The 18,286-nt window shown below is 48.5% G+C and carries 16 protein-coding genes; 8 read left to right on the top strand and 8 right to left on the bottom strand.

Annotated features, from left to right (window positions below; translation table 11 throughout):
- The first annotated feature begins 22 nt into the window (after positions 1-22).
- Positions 23-778 (top strand): TrmH family RNA methyltransferase, encoded by a 756-nt coding sequence (locus tag ACYVB1_RS07635; protein ID WP_460922340.1) that lies wholly within the window; start codon positions 23-25, stop codon positions 776-778.
- Between the two features lie 62 nt (positions 779-840).
- Here ACYVB1_RS07635 and ACYVB1_RS07630 read toward each other — a convergent pair whose 3' ends face one another.
- From ACYVB1_RS07630 to ACYVB1_RS07615, 4 genes are all read right to left on the bottom strand, one after another.
- A complete protein-coding gene (locus ACYVB1_RS07630) occupies positions 841-1,965 on the bottom strand; it encodes an outer membrane beta-barrel protein (RefSeq protein ID WP_460922338.1) in 1,125 nt (374 codons plus the stop codon).
- A 12-nt stretch (positions 1,966-1,977) separates the two neighbouring features.
- Complete coding sequence (locus ACYVB1_RS07625) at positions 1,978-2,898, bottom strand: hypothetical protein (RefSeq protein ID WP_460922336.1); 921 nt, start codon at positions 2,896-2,898, stop codon at positions 1,978-1,980.
- Positions 2,899-2,911: 13 nt separating this feature from the next.
- Positions 2,912-3,445 (bottom strand): RNA polymerase sigma factor, encoded by a 534-nt coding sequence (locus ACYVB1_RS07620; protein WP_460922334.1) that lies wholly within the window; start codon positions 3,443-3,445, stop codon positions 2,912-2,914.
- 315 nt (positions 3,446-3,760) lie between these two features.
- Positions 3,761-4,474, bottom strand: coding sequence for an arylesterase (locus tag ACYVB1_RS07615; RefSeq protein ID WP_460922332.1), 714 nt, complete (start codon positions 4,472-4,474; stop codon positions 3,761-3,763).
- Between the two features lie 147 nt (positions 4,475-4,621).
- Between ACYVB1_RS07615 and ACYVB1_RS07610 the strand changes: the two genes are divergently transcribed.
- The 3 genes from ACYVB1_RS07610 to ACYVB1_RS07600 all read left to right on the top strand — a co-directional run bounded on the left by ACYVB1_RS07610 (position 4,622) and on the right by ACYVB1_RS07600 (position 9,106).
- Positions 4,622-5,329, top strand: a complete 708-nt coding sequence (locus ACYVB1_RS07610; RefSeq protein WP_460922330.1) for an ABC transporter ATP-binding protein — start codon at positions 4,622-4,624, stop codon at positions 5,327-5,329.
- 129 nt (positions 5,330-5,458) lie between these two features.
- On the top strand, positions 5,459-8,035 hold the full coding sequence (locus ACYVB1_RS07605) for an ABC transporter permease (protein ID WP_460922328.1): 2,577 nt from the start codon (positions 5,459-5,461) through the stop codon (positions 8,033-8,035).
- 237 nt (positions 8,036-8,272) lie between these two features.
- A complete protein-coding gene (locus tag ACYVB1_RS07600; protein WP_460922326.1) occupies positions 8,273-9,106 on the top strand; it encodes an SDR family NAD(P)-dependent oxidoreductase in 834 nt (277 codons plus the stop codon).
- Positions 9,107-9,314: 208 nt separating this feature from the next.
- Here the strand turns inward: ACYVB1_RS07600 and ACYVB1_RS07595 are convergent, their stop codons facing one another.
- From ACYVB1_RS07595 to ACYVB1_RS07585, 3 genes are all read right to left on the bottom strand, one after another.
- A complete protein-coding gene (locus tag ACYVB1_RS07595; RefSeq protein ID WP_460922324.1) occupies positions 9,315-9,677 on the bottom strand; it encodes a CoA-binding protein in 363 nt (120 codons plus the stop codon).
- Positions 9,678-9,806: 129 nt separating this feature from the next.
- The gene (locus tag ACYVB1_RS07590) at positions 9,807-11,390 is read right to left on the bottom strand and encodes an NAD(P)/FAD-dependent oxidoreductase (protein WP_460922322.1); all 1,584 of its coding nucleotides are present in this window, start codon (positions 11,388-11,390) and stop codon (positions 9,807-9,809) included.
- 215 nt (positions 11,391-11,605) lie between these two features.
- The gene (locus ACYVB1_RS07585) at positions 11,606-12,571 is read right to left on the bottom strand and encodes a tryptophan 2,3-dioxygenase family protein (protein ID WP_460922320.1); all 966 of its coding nucleotides are present in this window, start codon (positions 12,569-12,571) and stop codon (positions 11,606-11,608) included.
- A 380-nt stretch (positions 12,572-12,951) separates the two neighbouring features.
- On the opposite strand from ACYVB1_RS07585, the gene sdaAB reads away from it, so the two are divergent.
- From sdaAB to ACYVB1_RS07565, 4 genes are read left to right on the top strand one after another with little or no spacing between them, the layout of a single operon-like run.
- Positions 12,952-13,629, top strand: coding sequence for an L-serine ammonia-lyase, iron-sulfur-dependent subunit beta (gene sdaAB / locus ACYVB1_RS07580; protein ID WP_460922317.1), 678 nt, complete (start codon positions 12,952-12,954; stop codon positions 13,627-13,629).
- A 12-nt stretch (positions 13,630-13,641) separates the two neighbouring features.
- Positions 13,642-15,105: a TolC family protein gene (locus tag ACYVB1_RS07575; RefSeq protein WP_460922315.1), complete on the top strand. Its 1,464-nt coding sequence runs from the start codon at positions 13,642-13,644 to the stop codon at positions 15,103-15,105.
- A 3-nt stretch (positions 15,106-15,108) separates the two neighbouring features.
- Entirely contained in the window at positions 15,109-16,494 is a 1,386-nt protein-coding gene (locus tag ACYVB1_RS07570; protein ID WP_460922313.1) for an efflux RND transporter periplasmic adaptor subunit, read from the top strand.
- 20 nt (positions 16,495-16,514) lie between these two features.
- On the top strand, positions 16,515-17,504 hold the full coding sequence (locus tag ACYVB1_RS07565; protein ID WP_460922311.1) for an NAD(P)H-dependent glycerol-3-phosphate dehydrogenase: 990 nt from the start codon (positions 16,515-16,517) through the stop codon (positions 17,502-17,504).
- A gap of 51 nt (positions 17,505-17,555) precedes the next feature.
- Here ACYVB1_RS07565 and ACYVB1_RS07560 read toward each other — a convergent pair whose 3' ends face one another.
- Positions 17,556-18,089, bottom strand: coding sequence for a hypothetical protein (locus ACYVB1_RS07560; protein WP_460922309.1), 534 nt, complete (start codon positions 18,087-18,089; stop codon positions 17,556-17,558).
- Positions 18,090-18,286: the final 197 nt, after the last annotated feature.

Below are 18,286 nucleotides of genomic sequence, written 5' to 3'. Positions count from 1 at the left end.
TCGTGATTTCAAACGTTGAACTATGTTGTCAAAAGCAGTTGTAAAGTATATCAAATCGTTGCAAATAAAAAAATACCGCAGGCAGCATAAGGCTTTTGTGGTAGAAGGAGCCAAGAGTGTACTGGAACTGCTTGCGGCCGATTTTGAATTGGAACACCTTTTTATAACGGAAGCTTTTTACAAACAGCATGCGGATGCTTTCCCACAAGGGCTTGCTTTTGATGTTGTTAAAGAGGACGAACTTGTGAAAGCGGGCTCCTTCTCCAGTAATAACGCAGCATTGGCTGTGGCTCATATACGGCAACTCCCCCCGCTGCAAATAAATAAAAGCGACCTGGTGATCGCCTTAGACGACGTACGTGATCCGGGTAACCTGGGTACCATTATCCGCATCGCCGACTGGTATGGCATAGACAAAATTGTTTGCTCAGAAACATGTGCTGATTTTTATAACTCAAAGGTCATTTCTGCCACCATGGGGTCTTTCACACGTGTTCATGTGCATTACCTGAACCTGCCGGAGTGGTTACACCAGCACACAGAAGATACTAAAATCTACGGTGCCTCCCTGGCTGGTGAGAACCTGCATGATATGTCTTTGAAGCCGGAAGGAATTGTGGTGCTGGGCAATGAGGCCAATGGCATACGGCCAGAGGTAGCGGCACAGGTGAACCAGTTGATAAAAATACCTGCTTTTGGTGCGGCCGAATCTTTAAACGTGGCCACTGCTACAGCTATCATTATGGATAATTTCCGCCGCCATTCACCTTCCCGTTAAAACAAAAGAGGAGCGCTTTACCGCTCCTCTTCCTGTTCATTATTCACAAACCATATCAGCTTTTATAAAAACAACCGCAGGCCAAAGCTAACCACATTTGTCTGTGGGCCCCTGTTTTCCTTAAACAGGTCGTTCATATTGTACTTTGCGAACAGGTTCAGGCTTCCATACCCCACAACACCCTCCACGCCATACTGCAGGTCACTTAAGTTATAAGAGTCGCGGGTTTTATCTTTTTCCGTTCTTCCTTCTTCCTGATATTTCAGTTTTGTATGGCTGCCCAGGCGGTAGCCAACAAAAGGTCCGGCTCCAATTTTAAAACCGTCTTTGCCGTTTTCCCGCTTAAATTCCAGCAGTGCCATGAAAGGCAGGTTTACCGAAGAATGTGTCAGTTTTGATTTCTGAAAGTTTACTTCCTCCACCTCGTTAAAGTATGTTGTATTTCCAACTTCCTGTACTATAATGTTGTCTTCAAACATGTAGTTGTTGAAGGCAAACTCAAGGCCTGACATCAGGTAAAAAGGGCTCTTTCTGCCACCTACCTGCGACTTCAGTCGCCAGTTAAGGCTCACGTAGCGGGAACCCCATGGTTTCAGGTCCGGCACGCCTGCCTCGGCACTGGTAAAGGCGTTCAGCCCCAGGTCCATGTCAAACCCGATCTTTGTAGACTTGTAGTTCTGCTCCTTCTGTGCAGCACGGGTGCTGTCGCGTTCTGCCTTAGTAGGTACATCCACGTTTACTTTCGTGTTGTCGCCATCTTCCTCCACTTCCACATCAATTTTAAATGTCTTGTTGATGCGTATTTCGTGGCGTTCTTTTTTTACTTCGCCCTGCGGTGTGGTTTCCTGTACCGTTACTGTCACCTGGTCTCCGGTACCATCAGCCGCTTTAGACGTGTTAAAGGTCACAGTCATATCCTTAGAGCCGGGGTTGGAGCTTTCCATCTGGTCTACCCGCTCCACGTAGGAGTTAAGTTCCCGCATCAGCGAGTCGAGGCTATAGTTCTGGAAGGCTTTCAGCTGTTGTATATTCTGCAGCTGGAGAATCATTTTAGCGCCGTTTGCCATTTTTATGACGATGGTATCCTGCTCGTTTCCGAGGCGCTGTGCAATGGTAGGACCGCCTTTGGCAGACACACCGGTAGCGGTGGCCATGAAAATGGCCATGAGTAATAGTATGCGTTTCATGGTTTTGTAGGGTTAGAGATTGATTACTTTAGAAAATTTTTGTTTGCCGATCTGGGTGTTCAGAGCCACCTTATCGGCGTTGATACCCAACTCTGAGAGTTCCACTTCTTCGCCTGTTGCCAGGTTACGCACCTGCTTGAAGATGTTCTTGGCAAGCTTTGCCTTCTTGTCTAAACCATCACCAGAAGGGCTGTCTGACTCTGCCAGCGCAGTTTGTGCAGGAGCAGCGGCACCTCTTTTAATGATAATTTCGACTGGCGCAGCGTTCAAATTGGCGTCTGCTTTAACTGAAGCCAGAGAAGAAGGGGTGACAGGCTTCACAGCCGGTACGGTGGCATCTTCTCTTGCTTGAGTAGTAGTCTCAGAAGGAGTAAGGGCGGCGAGAGCCTGCTGCTCTGTTGCCGGAGGTAGTTTTGGAGCAGTTCCCTTTGCCTTGTTTTGCTGTACAGCTTTTGGTTTTACATTGGCAATGGTTTCTGCTTTAACAACCTCTTCTGCCTTATTAGATGCGGCCTGATTTGCATCGGTTGCCTGGGGGGAAATGTTTTTTTCTAGTGTGGCAATTTCAGATTCTGCTCTGTTTTCTGTTGCTACTTCCGCCTGTGCAATGGTTTCTGCTGCTGGCAGGCTGGTAACAGGAGTTTCTTTTAATTCCACAGGGCCTTTATCTGTCATGGCCTGGCTGATTTCTGGAGTGCCGTTCTGGATGTTGAAGAAGACCATACCCACCGCCAGCACCAAAGAAGCAGAGGCGGCCACAGAAGAATAAATCCACATAAAACTGCGCTTTTCTTCTTTTGGCTGTAACGTTGCCTGTTGCGGCAGTTCGGCTTCCATGCGGTCCTGCAGGCGGCTCCACAATTCGCCGGGTGGCGTTGGTGAGGCGTTTCCCAGGCGCTCCTTAAATAGTTTGTCTATGTCTTCTGGTCTCATGGTCATCTCTTTCTTAAATGGCAATAGCTTCCTGTCCTGTCAGTCGGCGCTGCAGCATGGCACGGGCCTTACTCAGCTGCGACTTTGAAGTGCCCTCGGTTATACCGAGCATGTCTGCTATTTCCATGTGTGCGTATCCTTCAATAGCATACAGGTTAAAAACCGCTCTGTAGCCAGCAGGTAAGGCTTGTAACAGCTCCATCAGCTCACCCTCTGCCAGCCCCTGATCAGCACCGCCTGTGCCCGCCACTTGTACGTGGCTGTCTTCAATAGCAAGGTGCAGCGGCTCTTTTTTCCTTAAGAAGGCGAGGGCTTCATTTACCATAATGCGGCGTACCCAGCCTTCAAAGCTTCCTTTCGCTTCAAAGCGATCAACGTTCTGGTAGATCTTCATAAACCCGTTCAGCAGTGCTTCTTCGGCATCCATCTCGTTTTTGAGATAACGCTTGCAGACGCCATACATCGGCGCTGCGAAACGCTCATACAGGAGCTTCTGCGCCTTTATGTCTGCCTTCTGGCATCCTGCTATCAGTTCTGCTTCTGTCACGCTGCGTATCGGTTTATCAAATAAGCTTGTTTAGGTCGTAATCAGGGAGCTGTTTGTGCTCTTTACCCCTTAGATGCAAGGTACCCGTGGTGTGGTTGCCTGAGACAGACTAAATATTTTATTTTTTTTCCAATGCACCAACTCCTACGCTATAAATACCTCAGCATCAACTATGAAAAGAGCTTGTTCATTCTAAGTTTGCCCGGGCTGAAGCTCAACTTAAAGAAACTGGCTGATTCTGTTCCTAAAAAGGTAAAGGCTCCTGCGAATGAGGAGCCTTTACCTTTTACTATCATAAATGAGTGAACGAGTTATTTACGCCTCCTCACTTCGGATAATAGGTTCCAGTGTTTCCCAGACGTTCTCCGCGAGAATCTTCTGGCCTTCCTCAGTCGGATGGATACCATCTCCCTGGTTCAGTTCCCGGTCGCCGGCAACTCCCTCTAGTAAAAACGGAATAAGTGCCACGTCCTCTTCTTCCGCAATGCGGGTATAAATCTCCTTGAAATCCTGCGCATACTGTTGCCCCATACTAGGGGGGATTTGCATACCTGCTAATACCACCTGCACATCCGGGTTTTTGGCACGTACTTTCTCAATGATTACTTTGAGGTTTTTGTAGGTTTCCTCCGTACTCACACCCCTTAGACCATCGTTTGCTCCCAGCTCCAGCACAAAAATATCGACCGGCTGTTTCAGAAGCCAGTCAATGCGGCTCTTGCCTCCTGATGTTGTTTCACCGCTCACGCCAGCGTTGATGGCTTTGTAAGGTAAATTCAGGGAATCCAGGCGGTCCTGTATCAGTGCAGGAAAGGCCTGGTCCGGTTCCAGTCCGTAGCCTGCAGTCAGGCTGTTGCCGAAAAAGAGAATTGTCTTTGTTCTCTCGGTATTGTCTGCCTGTGCAGAAGCTGCCGTCTCCCGGCGCGACTCCTTGTCTGCCTGTATCTGCTCTGTTGTATTGACATCGCCGCAGCCAGAAAGGGCAAATAAACTGGCCAGGCAAAGCGTTAAAAATCTGTTTCCCGTCATCTTCAATGCAATTGTTTGCTAAATTTATACTTCTCCAATCAAAACTAATAACGTGCTGTAAGAGTTATTTGGTTTATGGAGGATGTTCAGTTGGTATAATTTGTGCTGACAAACCTTACCAACGCTTACACATAAAAAGCCTTACCCGTGTCTACAATTCTGGATATACAAGACTTAAAAAAAACCTATAACAGCGGCGACCGTCATTTAACGGTGCTACAAGGTATAAATTTCTCACTTCAGGCCGGTGATACCTGCTCCATTGTAGGGCCATCCGGTAGCGGAAAAACTACATTGCTGGGCCTCTGCGCCGGGCTAGACCGCGCCAGTTCAGGCTCAGTTGTCCTGAACGGTGTTAAGCTGGACAATATGTCTGAAGATGAGCGGGCACAGGTACGGAACCAGTATGTTGGCTTTATATTCCAGAATTTCCAGCTGATACCTACCCTCACTGCCTTGGAAAACGTGATGGTACCACTTGAACTGAGAGGGGAGCGAAATGTGCAGCGACAGGCCATGGAACTGCTGGGAAGGGTAGGATTGGCTGAAAGGCACGATCATTATCCAACGCAACTATCCGGAGGGGAGCAGCAGCGTGTGTCGCTGGCAAGGGCTTTCTCCAACAGGCCCACCATTCTTTTTGCAGACGAACCAACCGGAAACCTGGACGAAGAAACAGGGGAAAGGGTGGAGCAGCTGCTTTTTGATTTAAACCGTGAGAGCGGAACTACCCTGGTATTGGTAACACACGACCTGGAACTGGCAGAGAAAACGCAGCGCATCATTCGTATCAAGGGCGGAACAGTAGTTTCCGATACAGGTGCTCCTGTTTCTGTCGGTAGGGACGGACTTTAAAAATTGGCAGCGTTATTTGTATGCCAGGAAACACGAAAAATTGAAAAGAGACGATGAGAGTTTACTTAGCTTGTCTAGGGGAAGCAGCCGTCAAACAAACACGCATCAACAATCAACAGCCACACTCCCGTGCCAGACACCATCATTCATACAGATAAAAAGAACAGCCTGAACCTGCCCTGGTTGCTGAAAATGGCCTGGCGTGACAGCAGGCGCAACCGTGGCCGCCTGGCTCTTTTTATTTCCTCTATTGTGCTGGGCATTGCCGCACTCGTGGCTATTAATTCTTTTTCTGATAACCTGCGGACTGACATCGAAAACCAGGCGAAGTCCCTGATAGGCGCTGACCTGGTGGTAGCCAGCAACAAAGAAATTGAACCGGAGCAGCAGCAGTTACTGGATTCTATTGCCGTGGGCGGCGAACGTTCCGATGAGGTGCGTTTTGCGTCCATGGTTTACTTCAAGGCATCTCAGGGTACCCGCCTAGTGCAGGTGCGTGCCTTGGAGGCTGGAGGCTTTCCGTATTATGGCGAGATTGAGTCTGAGCCAGCGGAAGCCAGTTCTACCTTCCGGAAAGGCGGACGCAAAGCGCTTGTAGACCACACATTGCTGCTACAGTATAACTCAGAACCAGGTGATTCTATCCAGGTGGGCAACCTGACCTTCGAAATAGCCGGTGCACTCCACAAAATTCCAGGACAGTCTGCCATGACCGCCACCATTGCACCGGCCGTTTACATCCCAAGGCAGTACCTGGAGGAAACAGGCCTGCTGCAGAAAGGCAGCCGCATCAATTATTACCATTATTATAAACTACCTGCTACCACAGATGCCGATGAATTGGTGAAAAAACTGGAGCCACGCTTTGATGAAGCGGGCTTTGGTTATGATACCGTACAAAGCCGTAAGGAAAGCACAGGAGAATCCTATGCTAACCTGGCACGTTTCCTTTCGCTGGTTGGCTTTGTGGCGCTGCTCTTAGGTTGTGTGGGCGTGGCAAGTGCTGTTCATGTGTATATCCGCGAAAAACTGGCCACTATTGGCGTGCTGCGTTGCCTGGGAATGAGCGGCAAGCAGGCCTTCCTGATTTACCTTTTTCAGGTAGCGGCAATGGGATTAATCGGTTCAGTGGTAGGCGCCATACTGGGCACCCTGATTCAGTTATACCTCCCGCAGCTGTTCCAGTCATTCCTGCCGGTAGAGGTAACCGTTGGCATATCGTGGGCTGCTGTGGCAGGAGGTATCGGCATCGGCCTGGTGGTTTCAATTTTATTCGCCCTGCTGCCCCTGCTGTCTATCCGGAATGTATCCCCGCTGATTACGCTGCGCGCCGGCTTAGAGCATGTCTCTAAGAATCCGGATAAGCTGCGCTGGACCGTGAGTGCCCTGATTTTAGGCTTTGTTTTCGTTTTTGCTTACCTGCAACTGGGAACCTGGCTGCGCGCCCTGTCCTTTACAGCTGGTGTAGTAGTAGGATTCGTGGTGCTTGCCCTGATTGCCCGCCTGATGATGGGGCTGGTGAAGCGCTTCTTTCCTAAAAACTGGGGATACGTGTGGCGGCAAAGCCTGGCAAACCTTTACCGTCCGAATAACCAGACCCTGCTGCTGACGGTATCCATCGGCTTAGGCACTGCTCTGATTGCAACACTTTTTCTCATGCAGCGGCTATTGTTGAGCGAAGTAGCCATAGCCGGCAGTGAGAATCAGCCAAACCTTGTCTTGTTTGATATCCAGAATGCCCAGAAGGAGCAGGTAACTCAACTGACAAGAGAGCAGGGGCTGCCAATATTGCAATTGGTTCCGGTAGTAACCACGCGTATAGATGAAATAAAGGGTTATTCCGCTGCTGATGTGCGTAAGGACACCACTCTTGGCATATCAGAGCGTGCGTTTACGAACGAGATAAGGGTTACGTACCGCGACACGCTGATTGATTCTGAAAAAGGTGTTGGCGGAGAATGGAAAGGAGTTGCCGCCGCTGGTGAGGCTGTGCCTATTTCTTTAGAAGATCGCTATGCCGACAGGCTGGAAGTGGCGGTAGGGGATACTATCGTGTTTAATGTGCAGGGAGCGATTATTCCGACCGTAGTGGCACACTTGCGTGAAGTAGAGTGGAACCGCGTACAGACTAATTTCAGGGTTGTTTTTCCAAAGGGTGTGCTGGAGGAGGCTCCACAGTTCCATGTTCTCATGACACGCACGCAGTCAGATGAACAGTCTGCGCAGTTTCAGCGGACAATGGTACAGCGCTTCCCCAATGTGTCGGCCATTGACCTGGATTTGATCCTGCGCACCTTAGATGACATCTTAGGGAAAATATCCTTCGTTATCCGCTTCATGGCGCTTTTCAGCATCAGCACCGGCCTCTTGGTTTTGATTGGATCCGTGAACATCAGCAAATTTCAGCGGGTACAGGAGAGTGTGTTGTTGCGTACTCTCGGGGCCAGCCGAAAACAGATATTGTCTATCAATGCGTTTGAGTACCTGCTGTTGGGAGCATTGGCGGCAGGCACAGGTATCATTCTGGCACTAGGCGCGAGCTGGGCGCTTGCTGTATTCAGCTTTGAGGTGCCGTTTGTTCCTGATCTGGCACCACTTCTTCCTATTTTCCTGGGGATAACTGCTCTGACGGTATTTATCGGTATGCTGAACAGCCGTGGTATTTTGAATCGCCCACCCCTCGAAGTGCTGCGCCGGGAAGCATGATTGTGCAGAACCAGTAACAGCTTCGCAGGAAGAGAAAAGTATATAAAGGGAAAGGCCAGGCGGAGATGCTGGCCTTTCCCTTTTTTCGTTCCAGGCTACCCTGCTTTAGAAAAGAGTTAATGCAATTTGATGTGTCAGGTAAGGCAAGGCAACAGGTTTGGCTGAAGGCAACCCATTTGATGTTTCATTGGTAAACATAAGCAACTGCACCTGATGGGCAGAACAAAAACATTAACTATGAAAGCAATGGAAGAAAACAACAAAGGAAAAACAGTATTGATCACAGGGGCCTCCAATGGCTTTGGGATGGAGTTTGCCAGGCTTTTCGCTAAAGATGGCTACAACCTCATACTCGTAGCCCGAAGCACCGACAGGATGAGAAAACTGGCTTACCAGCTACAGGACGAATACCAGCTAGAACATGTGTGCGTAGTTACGTCTGACCTGGCAAGACCGGAATCACCCCGGGAAGTATACCAGGAGGTGAAGAAGAGCGGCATTCAGGTAGATGTTTTGGTCAATAATGCCGGTGCAGGCGTACATGGCTTTTTCTACGAAACGGACCTGGAGCGAGAGGAGGCAATTATTCAATTGAACGTGAACACGCCAGTCACTCTCACTAAACTTTTCCTCCAGGACATGAGAATGCGTGACGAAGGTAAAATTTTAAATGTTTCCTCCATAGTAGGGGAAGTACCATCTCCTCTCATGGCCGTGTACGGTGCAACAAAAGCCTTTTTACTTTCCTTTTCAGAAGCGCTTTCTAATGAACTACAGCATACCAATATAACTGTTACTGCCTTATTGCCGGGTGCCAGCAACACCATGTTTTTCCGCAGAGCAGGTGCTGCTCACACGAATGCTGCGCATGGACCTCTTTCAGAACCGGCAGAAGTGGCACAGGTAGGCTATGAAGCACTGATGAAAGGGGAGACCAAAGTAGTTTCAGGAATGATGAACAAAGCGCAAAGTACGGTATCTAACGTCATACCGGATGATATTACCGCTGCGGGCATGCGCAAGATGATGGAGGAGAGGGAGGACGACGAACAATACCATGTTGAAACCTGATATCCGAGGTTCCAAAAAACAGAAAGCCTGTCCGCAATCAATCCCTGCTGACAGGCTTTTTTATGGCTGTTGCTATAAAACGAAAGAAGGGACCTTGCCTTAAGGTCCCTTCCTTGTAGCATAGACAACAAATGCCATCTGCTATTTTATTCCTTATACGCGCAGGAATACTGCAGGTTGTTCAGTTTTAAAAAATATTTTCGCGAATTTAATAGTTATCTGTGGCCAGCATCACAAGGGTGCAATGGTGCAGCGTTTCTATATTGGCTGCCTCTGCCATCTGCTCAAATTCACGATTCTCTGTACCTGGATTAAAGATAATGCGCTTTGGTTTCAGGTTCAGGATATAATCGTACCAGGATGGCTGGTTCTGCGGTCCCACATACAGCGTCACTGTATCTACATCCTCAATGGGTTCGGATTTATCATGAATGATTTTCTTTCCGCCCACTTCTCCTTTCTTTATACCTACCGGTACCACCTCGTACCCGTGCTGCTGCAGCCTGTGAACGGCTTTGTATGCATAACGAGCCGGGTTATCGGAGGCACCTAATACAACTGTCTTTTTCATATGTAAAACGTTTTAAACCTAGGTTCACAAGTTTCTATACATAGTTTTACCTATCTGTGACCTAAATAGTTGGTGTTTTAAACTGCTTCGACTACTAAACCAAGGGAAAATGCGCTGGCAAAGCCGTGCTTATTTATTCAACCTGACTCCAGCCTTTTGGGCTGCCATTTCGGCACAACGTTCTCCGTCCATAGCAGCAGACACAATGCCTCCCGCATAGCCGGCTCCTTCGCCACAAGGGAACAAGCGCTTTACCTGCACATGCTCCAGCGTTTCCCTGTCTCGCGGAATACGTACAGGGGAGGAGGTACGGCTCTCTACCCCCACAATCTGTGCTTCGTTAGAGAGGTAGCCTCTCATTTTGTTTCCGAAAGCTTTAAACCCTTCGCGCAGGCGATAGCTCATATCCTCGGGGAAAAGCTCGTTCATATCTACCGGCACCAGGCCTGGCTGGTAGGATGTATCCAGCAGGGCACCTCCTGTTTTTCGGCGCGTAAAGTCCTGGAGTAGCTGGGCTGGCGCTGCCTGAGTGCCTCCTGCCATCTGGCAGGCTTTCTGCTCCAGGGCCTGCTGCATACGTAAACCGGCTAATGGGCCATATTTCTCCAGCTCCATATCCTCCAGTTCAATAGCCACTACAATGCCCGAGTTAGAGAAGCGTGAGTCGCGGCGGCTCGGCGACATGCCGTTTACCACTACCTCGCCAGGTGCTGTTGCCGAAGGTACAATAAAGCCACCGGGGCACATACAGAAGGAGAAAATACCGCGCTGTCTGTTGTTATAATGTGTCTGTTGCACCAGCGCATAAGACGAAGCAGGTAAATAAGGGCCCCTATCATCGCACTTATACTGAATGCTGTCGATAAGACTTTGCTGGTGTTCCACCCGCACGCCCATGGCAAATGGCTTGGCCTCTACGGTGATATCCTTCTGTTGCAACAGTTCAAATATGTCGCGGGCGCTGTGTCCTGTCGCCAGAATTACGGACTCGCCTGTATAAGCCTGCCCGTCCTGCGTTACTACGCCCCGCATCTCACCCTGCTCCAGAATGAAATCTGTCACACGCTTGTCAAACAGCACTTCGCCACCGGCATTCCGGATAGTCTCGCGAATGGCTTCAATTATCTTCGGAAGCTTGTTTGTGCCAATGTGTGGATGGGCATCGAACAGAATGTCAGGAGTAGCGCCATGCTGCACCAGTATTTGCAGGATACGCTGCAGGTCGCCACGCTTTTTAGAGCGGGTGTACAGCTTACCGTCAGAATAAGTACCGGCACCCCCTTCGCCAAAGCAGTAGTTAGAATCAGGATTTACAGTGTGTTCTTTGTTGATGGCGGCCAAATCACGGCGGCGGCTGCGCACATCTTTTCCTCGCTCCAGCACAATGGGCTTCAGGCCTAGTTCAATGCAGCGCAAAGCAGCAAATAAACCGGCAGGGCCAGCACCTACTATCACCACAGACTTGGCATTCGTCACATCAGGGTAATGGTACTGGGGCGAGATAATATCAGTGGGAGGATTGTCTAAATATACATCTGCCCGAACGCGTACCTGTACTGCTCGTCCACGCGCATCGATAGAGCGTTTGATGCGGTGCAGAAATTTTACATCTTCAGGCTTAACGCGGGCACTTTTCAGAATTTCGTGCTCTAATTGCTGCGCATCAAACGCAACCTCTGGCGCTAACACCAGATCAAGTTCTTTTTTTCTCATGTAATTTTTGGGTAAGGGATTTATCCTTAAACCGGGTTTATTTGTAGATGAATTATGCTGTGTAAGAACACGGTACCACTGGTTGTAGTTCGTTTTTCTTCGTTACAATCAAGGCAGGTACAGATATTTAGGTAGAAAGGGTTTTTAGATTCAAATATAGTTTAGCAAAAACAACCAGTAACCCCAAAAGGCTACTACAAAAATGGCTGCTTCATTTAAATATCATCCTTCAGCACTTTGTCTACCCATCCTTTGCCCCATTCTTCCACTTCTTGTGGGGACCACAGTTCGGGATAGAAGATGCGCTTCTGGAAGCGGGGTGGCAGGTACTTCATCCAGTTGGTACCTCCTGTAGCCGCTATTATCTCCGGGTCCTTTTGCAGATAACGTACGGCAGACTTGTAGTGCATCAGAGGCCAGTTGACATTCACATTGGTATCGAGGGTGCGCAGGGCATTCGTGATTTTAGGGTTCTGCTGATCTGCCACAGGAAGCCGCTTGTATACTGCCCAAACATTTTTGTGCTCATACTCCTTTGCAAACTGAATGAGCTGAGACGTGTATTTTTCCTCAAAACGGAGCAGTGTCAGGGTTTTACTGCCCGATGCTACCTCTGTGGCGCCTTCTTTCCAGTAAATGCAGCCAATCATTTCTTCCTGGGTGCTTTGTAAGCCCAGCGCCGCCCGTTTTGCTTTGTCCACAAGATTCCGCAGATCGGTTGAGGCAATTTCAATCATGCGGTACTGCACAGACTGGAAACCACTGGCCGGCATCAGGGCCATCCGGAAGTGAAGGAACTGCTGCGGGTCCATGCCCTCCACCATCACATCGAATGAGCTTATCAGGTTATCGAAGTAGCGGTTAATGCGCTTGATGCGGCGCAGGAACCATTCAGCTGTTATTTCCCTATCGTCCCCGATTTGCCTGTATTCCTCCAGGCAGAGCTTAAAGTAAAGCTCCGTAATCTGGTGGTACATGATAAAAATCTTCTCGTCCGGAATATTGGTGCGTGGGTTCTGCAGGCTCAACAAGGAGTCGAGGTGAATATAATCCCAGTAATTCAGGAAGTCGGTGTAATACAGGCCTTCCAGGTAAGCCGCCAGGTTCTGGCCAAGTGGTACGTATTTCTCCTCCAGCCGCTTAAGCTGCTCCAGCACTTCTGGGTCAAAGCTGTGCTCCATTCAAAGCTGATTTGTGGTACGTGATGGTTTAAGAACACAAAGTACGTAAATCTCATCTTTGTCACCCAGCCTGTTTCTAAATTATTTCTGTTAGGCACATACAAATGTTCTAAGGCAGAGGCAACCCAAAGAGGTAAGTTTGCATCTTAGATGTCAGCAGCGTTTGGCACATAGGGCTTATGTTGCTATAAACCTTCCTGGTTCAGACAGCTATCATACATAACAAGGCTCACTCTGTGCTTTGGTGGAGGCTGTTTCAGATTTTGTAGATGGAAAACTGCTGTTGGTAGAATTAAATCTAAATACATGCTTATTTAAAGCAAAATTCTTAGTTTCTTGCTAAATTTGATTTATGCGATATTTTTTACGGTAACACCATTATGGCTGAAAAAAGCAGCGTTTTTGATATGATTGGACCTGTCATGATTGGACCTTCCAGCTCTCATACGGCAGGTGTAGTTCGCATTGCGAGGGCTGCTATCCGTTTGCTTGGTGCCGCCCCGGAAGAGGCAATAATAACCTTTTACAATTCCTTTGCCCGCACATACGAGGGGCACGGCAGCGACCGCGCTATTATAGCTGGTCTGCTTGATTTCAAGACCGACGACAAGCGCATTAAGGATGCTTTTGCACATGCAGAGGAGCGCGGGCTGAAATATACCTTCCGGTCAGTTGGCAATGCCTCCACCATGCACCCTAACACCATCAAGCTCAACCTGAAGGGTAGTGGCCGGGAGGTAGAGGTAATCGGGCAGAGCCGTGGTGGTGGGGTAATAAAGATTGTAGAGGTAGATGGCTTTTCAGCTAATTTTTCGGCCACCCTCCATACGCTGATTATTGATGCTGAGGATGTAACAGGCAGTATTGCTTTTATCGCTTCTGTTCTGGCGCATGACGAATGTAACATTGCCACCATGAGCGTGTCCAGGAAAGGTAAAAATGAACTCGCCCGCCAGTTTATGGAAATGGATTCAGGCATCAAACCCATTACACTGGAATACCTGAGGCAGTTGAACTGGGTAAAGAACGTGATCTATATTCCGAATATCGACCTATAATGAATGTGTACTATGAAAAAAAATTCTAAGAAACTGCTGCTGGTCATTGGCCTGTCCTTGTCGGGCATGGCTGGAGCTATGGCACAGCAGCAGGGCGGAGGAAACGACAACGTCTGGTCGTTAGAGGAGGCTGTGAATTATGCCAAGGCAAACAACCTGCAGGTAAAACGAAGCAAGTTAAATAGGCAGTTTACCCAGGCAGACCTCACCCAGTCAAAATTTGGGCGCCTACCGTCCATCAACGGAGGCTCTTCCTACAATTTTAACTACGGTACCTATGTCGATCCGACTACATCAGAACTTCGCTCTGAGGAAAGCCGGACGAACAACTGGCAGTTAAATGCTAGTGTACCTCTTTTTGCGGGATTCCAGCAGGTAAATGCCATCAAGCAAAATGAGATTGAATTGCGGGCCAGTGAACAGGAAGTGCTTTCAGCACAGAACGACGTTACCCTGCAGATTATTAACTCCTACCTGAACATCCTCTTTGCTGATGAACTTATAAAAATTTCGCAGCAGACAAAAGACTTAACACAGCAGCAACTCGATAGAACCCGGATTCTTTTCAAAGCCGGCAGCGTGGCAGAAAATGCTGTGCTGGACCTCGAATCTCAGTTAGCAGCGGATGATCTGGAATTAATAAATGCGAAGAATCAGCGCGATATCTCCAGGCTCTCGTTAATGCAGGTGTTAAATCTGCCTGCCTCGGAGGATTTCAGTATAGTGGTGCCTGAAATTCCAGAGCCTGACAAAGACCCTGTGCTGGTAAATTCACAGCAGGTATATGAAGTGGCCCTGCAGACGCTGCCAGCCATACAGGGAGCAGATCTTCGGGTGCTAAGCGCTGCAAAAGCCCTCGATATCGCAAGAGGTGCTTACTACCCGCGGCTTTCCATGTTTGCCAGTTACAACACCTTTTATTCCAGTGCCAGGGACTTCCGTTTTCCTGAGGAAGGTGCTTTGCAACCGACACCCATCGGCTTCACAGACTCTGAAGGAACAAATCCTTTTATCATTTATACGCCTACAACTACCTTCAGAAGAGAAACATATGAATACCTGGACCAGCTAAGGGATGGCGTTGGTAAGAACTTTGGCTTCTCACTGCAGGTTCCTATTTTTAACGGACTGCAGGTACGCACAAACGTGCAACGGGCCAAATTACAGCAGCAGGATGCTCAGATCAATGCGGATATTGCCCGCAACAACCTGCGCCAGACCATTGAACAAGCCTATGTAGATGCTGTAGCATCTCAACGCCGGTATGCATCAGCCAGAGAGCAGCTAAGGGCTGCTGAGAAAAACTATAGCAATGCGCAACTAAGGCTAAACAGTGGTGTCATCAATACTGTGGACTTTAACATTATTGCCAACAATTACCGTGCTGCTCAGTCCAATCTTGTACAGGCTAAGTATGAGTACTTTTTCAAATTAAAGGTCCTGGATTTCTATCAAGGAGAAGATATATCTTTCTAAAACATGGCTAAAAAGAAATCGAAGCTAATCCCTATTCTCATTGCAGCGCTGGTATTCGTGCTTGTCGGAATTGTTGTCGCTAAAAAAGCAGGATGGATTGGCAAGGAAGAGGGTACAGAAGTGGTGCTTGCGGAGGCAAAAAGAACTGAAATTGTAGAAAAAGTAAGTGCATCCGGCAAAATTCAGCCGGAAACAGAAGTTAAAATAAGCCCGGACGTGTCGGGTGAGATAATTGAGTTACATGTGGAAGAAGGCGACTCTGTAGTGAAAGGCCAGTTGCTGCTTCGCATCCGCCCTGATAACTACCAGTCGATGGTGGATGCACAGGAAGCTTCTGTGAATACACAGCGTGCGAACCTGGCACAATCAAAAGCCAGGCTGGCGCAGGCAGAGGCCAATCTTGTACAGGTAGAGCAGAATTATGAGCGCAACAAGCCTTTGTTTGATCAGAAAGTCATTTCAGTGTCGGAGTGGCAGCAGATTAAGGCCAACTATGAGTCAGCACGCCAGGAAGTAGCGTCGCTGCGCCAAAGTGTTCGCGCCGCTGAATTTAATGTACAAAATGCCCTGGCTTCCCTGAAAGATGCCCGTGAAAACCTGAACAAGACAACTATCTATGCACCCGTAAGCGGTACGGTGTCGAAATTGAACGTGGAGCAGGGCGAGCGCGTGGTAGGTACATCGCAGATGGCCGGAACAGAAATCATGAGCATCGCAAACCTCAACAACATGGAGGTGCGTGTGAATGTAAACGAGAACGACATCATCCGTGTAGAGCTTGGAGATTCAGTTATAGTGGATGTTGACTCCTACGCCAGCCGTGACGAAAAATTCAAAGGGGTGGTGACAGCTATCGCCAATACTGCCAAGGATGCCACCACCCTGGAGGCTGTAACAGAGTTCGAGGTGCGTATCCGCCTGCTCAATGACTCTTATAGCCACCTTACTGCCCAAACAAGACGTCCTTTCCGCCCTGGCATGACGGCCTCTGTTGACATTATCACAGAACGTAAACCTAATGTTTTATCTGTACCTTTGTCTGCGGTTACCACACGTTCGCCGAATGCACCTAATTCCAATTCTGACGCAGAAGGAGATGATGAGGAAGAGTCACAACAGGAGCAGAACAATGCACCGGCACCACCTGCACAGGTGCAGGAAGTAGTTTTTGTTTATGACAGCAGCACCAACACTGTTCAGTCTGTTAATGTAAAGACCGGCATCAGTGATTTTGAGAATATCGAGATCATCAGTGGTATCGAACCGGGCCAGAAAATAGTCGCAGGTCCTTTCAGGGCAGTGTCGCAGACGCTGAACGACGGAGCCAAAGTAGCAGTGAAAGACGAAAACTCACTGAACAAACAGGCAATTGCCGCAGATACTCAATAGGAATAACCTAAAACATTAACTTGGAAAAAGTAGCAGTATTGGGGGGAGGTAGCTGGGCTACAGCCATTGTAAAGATTCTCTCAGAAAATCAATCACAGGTACACTGGTGGATGCGCAACACAAACGATGTGCAGCACCTGAACAATTACAAACACAATCCACGTTACCTCAGCCAGGTATCGTTTGATTTAGATTATGTAAAGCCTTCTTTAGATATACAGGCAGTGCTTGCTGCCGCTGATTGGGTTGTTCTGGCAGTGCCAGCCGCATTTGTGCGGCTGGCACTTGCTGATTTAGCGGAAGACGCCTTTGAAGGCAAGGTGGTGATATCGGCCATAAAGGGAATGATCCCTGTAGAAAACATTCTGATCACCGATTATGTGGAGCGGCGTTATCATGTGCCCAATTCGCACCAACTGGTCATTGCAGGGCCTTGCCATGCCGAGGAAGTGGCTTTAGAAAAGCAATCCTACCTGACCATCGGTTCCCATGATATGACCACGGCCGAGAAGTTTTGCACGCTGCTCCGTAACCGCTATGTTAAAGCGAACCCGCTCGACGACCTGGATGGGATAGAGTATTGCGCCGTGATGAAAAATATCATCGCCATGGCCTGCGGCATTGCCCGTGGCCTGAACTACGGTGACAATTTCCAGGCGGTGCTGGTATCAAATGCCATGTTTGAGATTGAGCGCTTTCTTGATGCCATCATGCCCATTCACCGCGATTTAAGTGGTTCGGCTTATTTAGGTGATTTACTCGTAACCGCCTATTCGCAGTTTAGCCGCAACCGCACCTTTGGCAACATGATTGGGCGTGGCTATACTGTAAAGTCGGCCCAGGTAGAGATGAACATGGTAGCAGAAGGTTACTATGCCGTGCAGAGTATCTTTGAACTAAACAAAAAGCTGAAGGTGGATATGCCAATCACCAACGCGGTCTACCATGTGCTATATGAGCGTATCGCGCCAGCCATGGAGTTTGAAATCCTGAAAGACAAATTTAAATAGGCAAAGAAAACCATAATTTGAAATTATGGAAGTATAGCTATAGCACCTTCGTTACACTGCGGAGGTGCTTTGACTTTTAGTTTTACCCTGGCGGATTAAAGTATAGTCACCCAACCCCCTGTATACCGACATGACGGTTACCGCCCCTGCCAGCAAAACGGCATGTAAGGAAAAAATAAGAAGGTACTCCTGGTATGGCAACTGCTCTACTTCTCTTAGCCGGAACAGAAACAAGGTGAGGCATGCAACTAAAAGTCCAGCCAAGCCGAGCATAAAAGCCCTGTGAAGGAGATGCTGTGGCAGCCGGTCAACAAGCGTCTGGCTTTTGAGGTGCCAGTGCAGGGGCAGCACCTTTCTTTTTTTCAGGGCTATGTGAGTCAGTTTGGTAGAAATAAGGTTGAGTATAAAGCCCAGTGCAAAGCTGAAGGTTAACAAATCGATAGCCATACTTTTCTGTCCCAAGACAGGTACCACTTCCGCATGATGCTCCAGTACCTTCATCAGCAGCACACTCAGCAGGGCTGTTGCCAAAACTGACCAGCCACCAATGCGAAAAAGAAACCTGTAGTTGATACTGATAGCCATTAGTCATCAATTGCCACTGTTGTCCTGCAATAAAGCTTATCCTGTTCTAAGATAAGTTCTTCTAAGGTAATGACCAACATGATTGTTTCCATAAATTATTTTGCGTGCTGCCCTATCTCTTGTGCATGAAGCATTTTCCCCTCGCTCTCAACATACATGCCTGCTTCAGAAAGGTAGCGTCAGGTAAATAAATCATT

This window comes from Pontibacter brevis, from assembly GCF_054779655.1.
This window is presented reverse-complemented; position numbering and strand designations above follow the sequence as displayed.

What these genes read in the sequence shown, in the direction of transcription:
- ACYVB1_RS07560 (WP_460922309.1), bottom strand. Translation starts at nt 18,089, where the DNA reads ATGGCTATCAGTATCAACTACAGGTTTCTTTTTCGCATTGGTGGCTGG.
- ACYVB1_RS07615 (WP_460922332.1), bottom strand. Translation starts at nt 4,474, where the DNA reads ATGACGGGAAACAGATTTTTAACGCTTTGCCTGGCCAGTTTATTTGCC.
- ACYVB1_RS07585 (WP_460922320.1), bottom strand. Translation starts at nt 12,571, where the DNA reads ATGGAGCACAGCTTTGACCCAGAAGTGCTGGAGCAGCTTAAGCGGCTG.
- ACYVB1_RS07635 (WP_460922340.1), top strand. Translation starts at nt 23, where the DNA reads ATGTTGTCAAAAGCAGTTGTAAAGTATATCAAATCGTTGCAAATAAAA.
- ACYVB1_RS07600 (WP_460922326.1), top strand. Translation starts at nt 8,273, where the DNA reads ATGAAAGCAATGGAAGAAAACAACAAAGGAAAAACAGTATTGATCACA.
- ACYVB1_RS07570 (WP_460922313.1), top strand. Translation starts at nt 15,109, where the DNA reads ATGGCTAAAAAGAAATCGAAGCTAATCCCTATTCTCATTGCAGCGCTG.
- ACYVB1_RS07595 (WP_460922324.1), bottom strand. Translation starts at nt 9,677, where the DNA reads ATGAAAAAGACAGTTGTATTAGGTGCCTCCGATAACCCGGCTCGTTAT.
- ACYVB1_RS07590 (WP_460922322.1), bottom strand. Translation starts at nt 11,390, where the DNA reads ATGAGAAAAAAAGAACTTGATCTGGTGTTAGCGCCAGAGGTTGCGTTT.
- ACYVB1_RS07630 (WP_460922338.1), bottom strand. Translation starts at nt 1,965, where the DNA reads ATGAAACGCATACTATTACTCATGGCCATTTTCATGGCCACCGCTACC.
- ACYVB1_RS07625 (WP_460922336.1), bottom strand. Translation starts at nt 2,898, where the DNA reads ATGAGACCAGAAGACATAGACAAACTATTTAAGGAGCGCCTGGGAAAC.
- sdaAB (WP_460922317.1), top strand. Translation starts at nt 12,952, where the DNA reads ATGGCTGAAAAAAGCAGCGTTTTTGATATGATTGGACCTGTCATGATT.
- ACYVB1_RS07575 (WP_460922315.1), top strand. Translation starts at nt 13,642, where the DNA reads ATGAAAAAAAATTCTAAGAAACTGCTGCTGGTCATTGGCCTGTCCTTG.